The 11,296-nt window shown below is 37.2% G+C and carries 9 protein-coding genes; 3 read left to right on the top strand and 6 right to left on the bottom strand.

From position 1 onward, the window contains the following. Positions 1-33: 33 nt before the first annotated feature. Positions 34-3,183: a peptidase MA family metallohydrolase gene (locus R2R71_RS01835; protein WP_316829531.1), complete on the top strand. Its 3,150-nt coding sequence runs from the start codon at positions 34-36 to the stop codon at positions 3,181-3,183. A gap of 67 nt (positions 3,184-3,250) precedes the next feature. On the opposite strand, the gene R2R71_RS01840 is transcribed toward R2R71_RS01835, so the two are convergent. Next, complete coding sequence (locus R2R71_RS01840; protein ID WP_316829532.1) at positions 3,251-3,601, bottom strand: GIY-YIG nuclease family protein; 351 nt, start codon at positions 3,599-3,601, stop codon at positions 3,251-3,253. A 134-nt stretch (positions 3,602-3,735) separates the two neighbouring features. Between R2R71_RS01840 and R2R71_RS01845 the strand changes: the two genes are divergently transcribed. Together R2R71_RS01845 and R2R71_RS01850 are read left to right on the top strand one after the other, a co-directional pair. Further along, positions 3,736-4,512 (top strand): LexA family transcriptional regulator, encoded by a 777-nt coding sequence (locus R2R71_RS01845; RefSeq protein ID WP_316829533.1) that lies wholly within the window; start codon positions 3,736-3,738, stop codon positions 4,510-4,512. 68 nt (positions 4,513-4,580) lie between these two features. Next, positions 4,581-5,030 (top strand): hypothetical protein, encoded by a 450-nt coding sequence (locus R2R71_RS01850; protein ID WP_316829534.1) that lies wholly within the window; start codon positions 4,581-4,583, stop codon positions 5,028-5,030. A 68-nt stretch (positions 5,031-5,098) separates the two neighbouring features. On the opposite strand, the gene R2R71_RS01855 is transcribed toward R2R71_RS01850, so the two are convergent. The 5 genes from R2R71_RS01855 to R2R71_RS01875 are packed head-to-tail and all read right to left on the bottom strand — an operon-like array spanning position 5,099 to position 11,291. After that, entirely contained in the window at positions 5,099-5,791 is a 693-nt protein-coding gene (locus R2R71_RS01855) for a GDSL-type esterase/lipase family protein (RefSeq protein WP_316829535.1), read from the bottom strand. A gap of 24 nt (positions 5,792-5,815) precedes the next feature. Further along, positions 5,816-6,715: a glycerophosphodiester phosphodiesterase family protein gene (locus tag R2R71_RS01860; protein ID WP_316829536.1), complete on the bottom strand. Its 900-nt coding sequence runs from the start codon at positions 6,713-6,715 to the stop codon at positions 5,816-5,818. A gap of 13 nt (positions 6,716-6,728) precedes the next feature. Next, entirely contained in the window at positions 6,729-8,138 is a 1,410-nt protein-coding gene (locus R2R71_RS01865) for a calcineurin-like phosphoesterase family protein (RefSeq protein WP_316829537.1), read from the bottom strand. A 59-nt stretch (positions 8,139-8,197) separates the two neighbouring features. Then, the gene (locus tag R2R71_RS01870; protein ID WP_316829538.1) at positions 8,198-9,706 is read right to left on the bottom strand and encodes a DUF5689 domain-containing protein; all 1,509 of its coding nucleotides are present in this window, start codon (positions 9,704-9,706) and stop codon (positions 8,198-8,200) included. A gap of 16 nt (positions 9,707-9,722) precedes the next feature. After that, complete coding sequence (locus R2R71_RS01875) at positions 9,723-11,291, bottom strand: SusD/RagB family nutrient-binding outer membrane lipoprotein (RefSeq protein ID WP_316829539.1); 1,569 nt, start codon at positions 11,289-11,291, stop codon at positions 9,723-9,725. Positions 11,292-11,296: the final 5 nt, after the last annotated feature.

The raw sequence follows: 11,296 nt of genomic DNA on the forward strand, positions 1-11,296 counted from the left end.
GTAAATTATACCACACAAATTAAACCAATACATATGAAAATAAACGCTACTATTTTAAAGCAATTAATTCCGGCTTTGCTTCTGGCTATACTTTCATTTTCTGCTCAGGCACAATACTTCGGACAAAACAAAGTCAGATATAAAAACCTCGATTTTAAGGTTTTACAAACCCCACACTTCGAAATTTACTATTACATTAAAAATGAAAACCTGTTAAAGAAATTTTCGCAGGATGCTGAAACCTGGTATAAAATGCATCAGGAAGTTTTCAGAGATACTTTCATGAAGAAAAACCCTGTTATCCTTTACAATAACCACCCTGATTTCCAGCAAACTACTGCCTTAAATGGTGAAATAGGTGTTGGTACCGGTGGTGTAACCGAGGCCTTAAAAAACCGTGTTATCATGCCCGTTATGGAACTCAACAGCCAAACAAGGCATGTACTTGGCCATGAGCTTGTCCATGCTTTTCAATATCACCTGTTACTTGAAAAAGACTCTATCAGTCTTGAAAACGTTGGACAAACACCTTTGTGGATGGTTGAGGGGATGGCTGAATACCTCTCTATCGGTAAGCGAGACGCTTTTACTTCAATGTGGATGCGTGATGCCATGTTAAACCGTGATATCCCTTCGCTAAAGGATTTAACTAATTCAAACAAATACTTCCCTTATCGCTACGGTCAGGCTTTCTGGACTTATATCGGTTCTCAATATGGCGATACTACAATTGTGCCCTTATTTAAAAACACAGCAAAATACGGTTACGAAAATGCCATAAGGTATACTTTTGGTTATGATGATAAAACTTTATCTGGTTTATGGAAAAATGCAATCGATGCGCACTACAAACCAATGTTAAAGGCCGACAGTTCGCAGATTAAAATAACAGGCACAAAAATTATTGATAATAAAAACGCGGGAAACATGAATGTTGCTCCTGCCATTAGTCCTGATGGTAAATACGTTGCATTCATGTCTGAGAAAGATTTATTTGGAATAGATTTATTTCTTGCTGATGCGAAAACAGGTAAAATCATCAGGAAACTTACCAGTCAGATTTCGAATGGCCATATAGATGATTTCAATTTCATTGAATCAGCCGGGGCATGGTCGCCTGACAGTAAGCAGTTCGCCTTTAGTATTTTTAGTCATGGCAAGAACCAGATGATGATTATCAATGTGAGTAATGGGGCTACTGTTTCTCAAACCGCGATGGGTGATGTTGCTCAATTTGGTAACCTCACCTGGTCGCCGAATGGAAAAGACATTGCTTTTTCGGGAATGATTGAAGGACAGAGTGACATTTTCTCTTATAACTTAGACACCAAAAAAGTTACTCAAATTACGAATGATATTTATTCTGATTATGCGCCAAACTATTCGCCAGACGGAAAAAAATTAGTCTTTTCATCAGACCGCGGAGCAATACAGAACAAAAACATTACTGCTGTTCATCCAATAAACCTGACCATTTTCGATATCTCGACAAAAACGGTAAGCAACCTCGATGTTTTCCCTGGAGCAAACAACCTAAATGCACAGTTTTCGCCAGATAGTAAAAACATTTATTTTCTATCGAACAGAGATGGTTTCAGGAATCTATATAAATATAATTTCGATGACAATTCGGTTGACCAGTTAACCGATTATTTTACGGGTATCAGTGGTATTACGGAGTTCTCCCCTGCTATTTCCGTATCACAAACTAACGATATTGTTTACAGCTATTATCGTTACCAGCGCTACACACTTTACAATGCAAAACTTAACAGTTTTAAACCGAAGAGAATCAGTAACCAGGAAGAAAATTTTGATGCAGCAATACTGCCTCCAATGGAAAACATTGGTGTAAACATTATAAATTCAAACCTGAATAATTTTGACAGGTTTGAAAAAATTGTTGCCGATTCGATGAAAACTGTACCATACCGACCAAAATTCAGGTTAGATTATTTAGCAAACAGTGGTGTTGGTGTATCAACAAGCAGATTTGGAACAGGTGTTCAGGGTGGAATTATCGGAATGTTCAGTGATATTTTAGGTAGAAACCAAATCATCGCAAACTTATCTGTTAATGGGGAAATTTATGATTTTGGAGGGCTGGTTGGTTATATTAATCAAAAGAGCAGAATAAACTGGGGCGCTGCCGTATCGCATATCCCTTATGTTTCCGGATTTAGTTCTTACGCTTTCGAAAAAGTGCCAAGTGGTAATACAACCATCGATGCCGTAAACTACCGAACAGATATCATCAGAACTTTTGAAGATCAGGTACAATTATTTGGTTCTTATCCGTTTAGTAAAATTCATCGTTTTGAGCTGGGTGGTGCCTTTTCACACTACAGTTACCGGATAGACAGGTACAGTAATTATTATAGTACAGATGGTTATTACTTAGGTTCTGACAGAAGTAAAATTTCCAATGAACAGGCTTCAAGCGACTATGGCGTACCGTTTAATTCATTTACACTATACCAGTTAAATGCAGGTTTTATTGGCGATAATTCGATTTTTGGGTTAACTGCTCCTTTAGATGGCTTCAGGTACCGTGTTAGTGGTGAATTATATTTTGGAACCTACAGATTTTCTGGTGTTACCGCCGATTTGCGTAAATACTGGAGAATTAAGCCTATTACAATTGCTGCCCGTTCTTACAACACCCTCAGAATTGGTGGCGATGCAGACCGTTTATATCCGATGTATGTAGGATATCCGTACTTAATCAGAGGTTATGAAGCAAATTCAATTTATAAAAACAGTACAGCTACAATTGGAGGAAACTATGATATCAATCAATTGAGCGGAAGCAAACTTGCTGTATTTAATTTTGAAGTCAGGTTACCATTTACCGGGCCTAAAAAACTTACAGCGATCCCATCTAAATTCTTGTTTTCTGATTTGAATTTATTCTTTGATGCAGGGGTTGCCTGGACAAACGATACAAAAGTTGCCTTTAAAAAAGAGCCTACTTACACAACAACACCAATTTATGATGAAACAGGACAAGTTATTGGTGAAAACCAAACCACTAACGAGCGTGTTCCGGTTATGAGTGTTGGTATTTCGTTAAGGGTTAACGTATTTGGTTATTTCGTACTGGAACCATATTACGCAATTCCATTTCAACGGAAAGATGTTAAAACAGGTGTGTTCGGTTTAACCTTTGCACCTGGCTGGTAAAGTACTCTAAAAAATAGAAAAAGGCTTTGATGTTAACAATCAAAGCCTTTTTTATTGGTTTTTATTTTTACGATAAACTGCTGAAAGATAGCTTAACCTGATTGGTAATATTCCGGTGTAATAGAATATTTTCAAAATCCAATCCTACAGTCAAATCAATCCAATCAGGATTACAAGATCTTACAAGGCGTTCTTTCTGCATTCTTGTAAATCTGCTCACAAGTTTAAATCTGTTTAATGCCTGTGCTTCCGTTTTAAATTCTTCAAAGTAAACCAAACGGGTTAATTGCTTTCCGTTATCAAAAAACAAGTTTGGCATCTGCTTGTAGAAATCCAATGTTTTAATCAAATCGGAGCTCATGCCAACATGCATACTTGTACGATTTCTGTCGGTAACGATGTAAACAAACTTTTTCATAATAACGTATCTAAAATTTAAAACTAAACTATTTAGTATATCCTCTTGCAATTCAAAATAATATTACTAACTTTATGAGCATAAAATTACTAACTATTTTAGTATTTGCAAATTTATTTTAATAATTTATTTTTATGTCAAATATTTCAAACAACTTAAAGTACCTGAGGAAGAAAAAAGGCCATACACAACAGGGATTCGCTGATATCATGGAGATTAAGCGTTCGCTTATCGGTGCTTACGAAGAAGACAGGGCTGAACCGAAATATGAATTACTAAAAAAAATAGCTGAATATTTCGATTTAACAATAGATGAATTTATTAACGAAAAAATTTCAGATAGCTGGAAACCCAAACCGAAAAGTTCAGGTTCTAACTTAAGGGTATTGAGTATCTCGGTAGATGCCAACGACAGAGAGAACATTGAATTAGTACCTGTAAAAGCAAGTGCAGGTTATTTAAATGGCTTTTCCGATCCACAATACATTAGTGATTTACCTAAATTCCAGCTGCCGCTTCCGGCCTTACGCCAGGGAACTTTTCGTGCTTTTGAAATTATGGGCGATAGCATGCTTCCTGTTCAACCTGGAAGTGTTATTATTGGTGAGTATCTGGATAACTGGAATGAAGTTAAAACAGGCGAAACTTACATCGTAATAAGCAAAAACGAAGGTGTGGTATATAAAAGAGCAGGCAATCGTTTCAGGGAAAACAAAGACCTTAAATTAATATCGGATAATAAGGTTTATGATCCTTATACAATTGCTGCTGATGATATTTTAGAAATATGGCGAGCAAAAGCTTATATTTCTACATCATTGCCGGAACCAGCTCCAGATCCGACAATAGAGACGCTGACGCAAATGATGTCACAAATGCAAAAATCAATTTCACAGCTAAATAAAAATTAACATCTTTTAACAAAGCCAGATTAAACCGGACAGCCATTTCTGTATCTATTAGTTTAAACACATACAACATGAAAAAACTAATTTTAACTATGGCCATTGCAGTAATGGGATTTACAGCAGTGTTTGCACAAGATTCTACTAAAAGACAAAGAAGACCAATGCCGAAACTTTCAGCAGAACAAAGGGCTGAAAAATCGACTGGCATGATGGAGAAAAAATTAAACTTAACTGCAGATCAAAAGCAAAAAGTTTACGCTATTGAATTAGACAGAGCAAAAAAAATGGATGCTTACCGAAGTGAAGACAGAGCTGCAATTAAAGGAAAAATGAAAGAGCGCAAAGCAGATCTGGAGAAGAGTAGAGCTGATCTGGATAAAATTTTAACAGCCGATCAAAAAACTAAGCTCGATGCATTTAGAGCAGAAGCCAAAGAGAAAGGTGATAAAATGCGAAAAAACGGAATGAGAAGAGCTAAAGATAAAGCGCCAGTAGTTTCTAATCCACCTGCTCAGAATTAAATTTCAAAATAATTTGTAATCAAAAAAGCGTCTCTGATAGGACGCTTTTTTGATTTAAAGAACTATTATTACTTTAAATAATCATTTGCTTTTAGGTAATCGGCCCAAACTTTATAACCCTCAGGAATCAAATGCAGGCCATCCTTTGTTAACTCGGCCTTTAAACGTTTATTATCATCAACAAAGACCGGATATAAATCGATTACAGTAACATTTTTAGAAGCAAATTTTCTAATTTCATCGTTCAACCAGAGGATATGATTATCCTTTCCGTAGTGATTTTTAAATTTCTCAAATGAGCTGTTAACCGGAAGCAGCGTTGTGAAATAAATATGTGTCCTTTTTGAACCTTTTGTTACCCTTGCTATTATGGTTTTATAATTGCGAAGAATAATACTGTCAGGAATATTTCTTGATATATCATTTATACCAATCAGAATAAACAATTTTTCAGGTTTCCTGTCAATAACTTCCTGCAACCTTTCTAAAACACCGAATGTTATATCGCCGGAAATACCTCTATTTTTAGCTTGAGGCAAATCCAAAAGTTTAGCCCAATCTGTACCAGCAGTGATACTGTTCCCCAGAAATATAAAATCTTTCTTTGATTTTGGTTCTGCCTTAAATTTTTCAACCAGTTCTGCATATTTACCTGGTCGGTAAGTACTGTCCCATTTTACAATCTGGGCATTTACATCAGCTAATGTAAACGTAAAAACAAGGCAGCCAATTAAGAAGAATTTATTCAGGAAAGATTTCATATCGAAGATTTTATTTAAAGATAATTATTTTGATTGAACCAATAAATCAGGATAGTCGGAAATAATGCCATCAACACCTAAAGCCTTTAAAGCATTCATATCTTCCAGCTTATTGGCTGTCCATGGAATAACTTTAACACCATCAGCATGTGCTTTTTTTATTAGCTCTGGATTCACCATTTGCCAAACCGGGCTTAGAATAAATGGTTTATAACCTAAATCGGCAATATTTTCTTCGTAAGTTTTTTTATTGGCAACAAGGAAAGATGTTCTTACATTAGGGTATTTTTCATGTATAAGCTGAATTGTCCTTTTATCGAAAGACTGAATAACTACATAAGATGTTATCTTCTTTTTTTCGATAATATCCATTAGTTTTTTAACGAAAACGGCTGGTTCAGGATTCGTTATACCGTCGCCCGGAGCATCGCACTTGGTTTCTATATTATAGAAAAACTGTTTCCTTTTATTTGTTTTAATGTCTTTCTGAACGGCATCAATTAAATCTTCCAGTAAAGGAATCTGGGTTTTTATCTTTTGCTGGTTTGGAAATCCAGCCAGAGGTTTAGAGCCCAAATCAAAAGCTTTTAAATCATTATAGTCCATCTGATAGATTGGATATTTTTTGGCATCCGTAGCCGGAATATCCTGTCCCTCAGGTGTACGCATAAAGCCCGGACTCAAATAATCATCATGGGTTACCACAACCTTACCATCGCGGGTAATGTGTGTATCCATTTCGAGTGTTGTAATCCCATCAATTTTCATTGCATTTTGCATCGCGATGATGGTATTTTCCGGCCATAAACCTCTCCCACCCCTATGGGCTTCGGCACTAAACTTTGGAAATTCGGCAACTTGTGCGGATACACTAAATGACCCTGCACTTAAAATAACGGCTAATAATTTACTTGTTAACTTCATCTTGTTTATTGTATTATGCTTTAATTTCTGCTTCAAATTTTTCGCCAAAGCGGTCGGTAGCAACCACTTTAACTGTCGTAACCGAAGGCTCGAAGTGAGCCATAAATAAATGGTCGGTAGACCGCGGTTCAACAAATGGCCGTGGATTTGGGAGTTTATCTCCTTTATATAATTTTACCGCCAAAGGATCAAAACCGTCTTGTTGAGCCAAAGCGCCCATAGGCTTTCCATCTAAGTAATATTCAACTTTCCATTCCGGATCGTAATTCCAAACATTGGCAATTAACCTTTTTTGATTGGTTAAAGTATCAACATAGATATCCAATTGCTCTTTTCTATCTCTACCTGTAGATTTATAGTACCATTTCAGCTTTGTACCGTCAACTTCATAAACACCATAACCCCGAGGCGTTCCATCTTCACAAATAGGGCCAGTCCACCAACCTCCGCATACCGTTCCATGATTATGTTCGTAAACACCATTCTTGATTACATTTTTGTTAAAATGTGTATGTCCCGACATGATATGGATATTTTTAAAATCCTTGATTACGGCGTAGAAATCTTCCTTATTTTTAACTGAGTTATGCACTGGAATATGCAAACAAATGATGAGTAATGCATCTTTCGATACAAATTGTAAATCTTTCGCAAGCCACTCCAGCTGGGTTGGTGTAATATAACCGTCGTAATTTCTTTCCGTCCCTAAATAACGAACATCGTCGAGTACTACATAATGTGCTTTTCCACGATTGAAAGAATAATATGTTGGCCCATAATGCGCCTGAAATGTCCTGTCAGAAGTTTCATCTCCTCCTTGTCTGTAATCCTGATCATGATTTCCCAGTGCCTGAAAAAACGGAATACCAATTTGTGCTATAGCTGCATCGTAATCAGGGAAAAGATCGAAATTATCCCATACCAAATCCCCTACACCAATTCCATGTACAAGTGCATTCCCCATGCTTTTCACTACGGCTTTGGTATCAGGCACTGATGTATTCATCATTTGTTCAACATCTTTTTTGTTTTTCACCTGCGGATCAGCCCATATAATGAAATTATGTTTATCATCATTTTGTTTAAGTGGCTTTAAATCGAAGTTTAATTTCCCTGCGGTATCCGGCTTGTAATAATGACGGGCGATACTGCTTTCAGTTTTAAACTCGTATCCCGATGGTGTACTTATCCAAACAAAACGGGCAAGTTCGTGAAGCTGAAGCTGATAATTACCATTTTTATCTGTTTGGATGACACTATAACCATCAGAAATTACCACGCCAGCAACAGCTTTACCTTTACTGGTTACAGTTCCGCTGACCAATCCATCAACAGAAAACAGTGCTGAGGGAAAAGTTTTTAAACTTATAAAAATTGTAGAGGTTAATAAGCTGGATTTCTGGATAAATGATCTTCTATTCATGGATGATTTGTTCGTTAAAGAAACAAGCCATCTTTTTAAGGATGGCTTGTTGTTTATATTTAGTTCACTAAGGTTGTGAAACCTGTTGCAGTTTCAATTGTTGAGAGTGGTGAAGTTGCTGTTAGCGTAATAAACTGTGCAGTTCTTCCAGTACTCCACAATCCGGTTTTTGCATCATACACACCACCAAGCATGGTAAACGCACCTGCTGTTGTTGGGAAACCAAATTTACTGGTATTTGTACCTGCGCCATAGAATGCTACTGCTTTTCTGTTTTGAATGGTACTGTATTTATCGGTATTGGTAATTCTGTAACCAGCTTCCGGTGGACCAGCAGCGTATACAGCGCCATTACCACCGTACATAATCACATCTAAAGGAATACTATTGCCATCAACATTTATTCCATCAAAAACTGCAACTCCTGCAACGTTTCCGCTGTTAGCCAATAAATTAGAAGTTGCTGTACCAAAGCTTACACTGTTTACAGTTGAGTATTGTGTACTACTAATCCAAACGGCGGCACTGATATCTGTAGAACCAGAACCCCAGATGTTTTTATTGCCACCAACATAACAGAACTGGCCTTTTTTAACTGTTCCTGATGTGATGTTAAATTTATAGGTTCTAACATCACCCAATGCCCAACCCGTTGCCGGTGCAACTAAGATACCCGCATTATTACAGGTAACAACAGAGAAAGGTGTGACTGCAAAATCAATATCTCTGGTTGCTTTAAACTGAATATATTCATAATTGGCATCAGAACCACTTGGATCGGTTAAATAGCCGGTAATTATAAGTGCAGATGGCTTAATAACTGCAAGCGGGAAGATATCATCATAAGTTCTTGGCCATAGTTGAATTCCGGTGGTTGTTCTGGTAGCTATACCTGTGAAATCCGCAAAAGGTGTTAAAGTTTCATTAGCAAATGTTGCGGTAGTTTCTGTATGTACCGTTGCTGATCCATAACCATCATTTATGGTTTTATTACCAACCACTTTTTCAGTTGATGTAGGCACAGGATCTACATTTCCTTTACTTATGGTTATCAAAGTACTTTCGTAAAAATCAGGTCTACTGTTTAAAGAGGCACTATTCACTGCTCTGGTAATTATTGCCCTGCCTGATGCCTTTTTCTCAATGGCCGATGCGGTAACCCCTGTTAACTGTAAAATTCCATTTACTCTTTTTAATGTTGAACCGGTTACCCTTACGTGAATAGAATCACCCGGGATATATTTCGAAGCATCTGCGCCAATGTTGATGGCAATTCCTCTTAACGAATCTATACCATTACCGGCAATCCTGCTGTTCTGTAAGATTACCAATCCGGCAGGAATATTAGCACCGGCCTGATTTGAAATCACTACACCCTTTACAAAATCGGCACCCCCTAAATTTTCATTATTAAGTGTTAAATCTGCATTTTTAAAAAGTTTACGTAAATCGAAGTTTGAAATATATGGACTTACGCTTACGCCGATATAATCGGTTTCACGCTTACATCCCATCCAGGTGCCACAAATAAAAATTATTGCACCGATATAAAGTATTGTCTTTTTCATATTATTTGTGATATGATTAAGGTTTTTGCCACCAAACAAGTGTATTAATATCATCAGCACCTTGAGCGGCAACTGCATTTTTATAACTTGTTGGATTTGTTGATTGAGTAACTAATGGATAATTTAATCTCGAAGGCATTCTGCCACCATTTGCCAGACCAGTTCCTTTCGGAATAAAGGGATGACCTGTCCTGCGATATTCAATCCATTGCTGAAAATCGACTAAAAACATTGCGTAGTATTTCTGCAAATGAATTAACTGCATTTTACTAGGTGCATTGGTTGTCGTGTTATCCAAAGGTAAAGCATTGTTCCAGTTAATATCAGCTGCAACAACATAACTTGCCAAAGCCGGATCAGCCGCAGACGTAAATCTTGTAGGCAACCAGTAATTAACAGCATCGGCTATGCCTTTTAAATAATAACTTTCGCCAGTACCGCTTATCCAACCTTTGGCTGCAGCTTCTGCCAAGATAAAATCAACCTCAGCGCAGTTCATGATTATTCCTGTGTAAGGATCTGTTTGTAAAGTAACACCAGCGCTTTGTGCGTCCGAATAAAAATAGGATTGTTTAGTAATAGCAGTTCCCGTATCGTAGCCACTTGGTACACCGATTAAGCCAGCAGGTCCGGGAGCTATCCCAAATCTACTCACACCATTTACACCATATGTTGTATTTACACGAGGATCCCCCCAGATAGCAAGGTTACTTAAAAAGAAATCTGTAATTGCAGGCGTTCTGAAATCTACTGCCCTTACATTTATCATAAATGGTGATGAATAAACAGCAGTACTACTATTCGTACCATTCCACAAAATTTTTGCAGTATGGGTATTGTTTTCCATTATCGGATAACCTGTTTTATTGGTATCTGCAATCTCTTTAATTTTTGAAATTACTTGCGCACTAACTTCAGCTTTGCCAGAAAGCCTTAACAGCAACCTCAGGTACAAAGAATTACCAAATCTGCGCCATTTACTAATATCTCCCTGATATATAGGATCACTGCTGGGAACAATAGATTTCCCTTCGGTAAGTAATTTATTTGCTTCCTCAAGCTTACTGAACAAATCTAAATAGATATCTTTTTGCTTATCAAAAGCAGGCTCATAAACACCTTCTTTACCTTGATTTGCCTGTGTATAGGGTACATCGCCATAAACATCTGTAAGCAGCTGGAAAACCCATGCCTGAGTAATTAGCGATATACCTTTGTACGATGAGTTTAACGATTCAGGTTTATTTGCTATGGTATAAATATCTCTCAGGTTTGTTAATTCCAGGTACCAGGCATTCCATGTATAGTCTGCCCATGTACGGCGTACATCGTACCTGAAAACTTTTCCTTCAGCATCACTGATATCAACCGTAACCTGCATAAGTTCGTTATTAAAGTTTCGGTTTCTAACCATGTTTGCCGACAGGACATTTACCAGAGCCGGCGCTAAAAGCTGACTTGCAGTAACTGTTGATTTCCCAATAGGATCTGTATTAACTTCGTTGAAGTCTTTTTTGCAGGAGAAAGCAGAAACACTAACTGCTGCTAATAATATATAACGGGTTATTTTATTTATCGATTTCATAATGT

It is taken from the genome of Pedobacter aquatilis, assembly GCF_032678405.1.
In the GTDB taxonomy this organism is placed as follows: Bacteria; Bacteroidota; Bacteroidia; order Sphingobacteriales; family Sphingobacteriaceae; genus Pedobacter; species Pedobacter aquatilis_A.

Bases quoted from the DNA above. Each gene is read 5' to 3' on its own strand.
- R2R71_RS01835 (WP_316829531.1), top strand. From the start codon at position 34: ATGAAAATAAACGCTACTATTTTAAAGCAATTAATTCCGGCTTTGCTT.
- R2R71_RS01840 (WP_316829532.1), bottom strand. From the start codon at position 3,601: ATGAAAAAGTTTGTTTACATCGTTACCGACAGAAATCGTACAAGTATG.
- R2R71_RS01845 (WP_316829533.1), top strand. From the start codon at position 3,736: ATGTCAAATATTTCAAACAACTTAAAGTACCTGAGGAAGAAAAAAGGC.
- R2R71_RS01850 (WP_316829534.1), top strand. From the start codon at position 4,581: ATGAAAAAACTAATTTTAACTATGGCCATTGCAGTAATGGGATTTACA.
- R2R71_RS01855 (WP_316829535.1), bottom strand. From the start codon at position 5,791: ATGAAATCTTTCCTGAATAAATTCTTCTTAATTGGCTGCCTTGTTTTT.
- R2R71_RS01860 (WP_316829536.1), bottom strand. From the start codon at position 6,715: ATGAAGTTAACAAGTAAATTATTAGCCGTTATTTTAAGTGCAGGGTCA.
- R2R71_RS01865 (WP_316829537.1), bottom strand. From the start codon at position 8,138: ATGAATAGAAGATCATTTATCCAGAAATCCAGCTTATTAACCTCTACA.
- R2R71_RS01870 (WP_316829538.1), bottom strand. From the start codon at position 9,706: ATGAAAAAGACAATACTTTATATCGGTGCAATAATTTTTATTTGTGGC.
- R2R71_RS01875 (WP_316829539.1), bottom strand. From the start codon at position 11,291: ATGAAATCGATAAATAAAATAACCCGTTATATATTATTAGCAGCAGTT.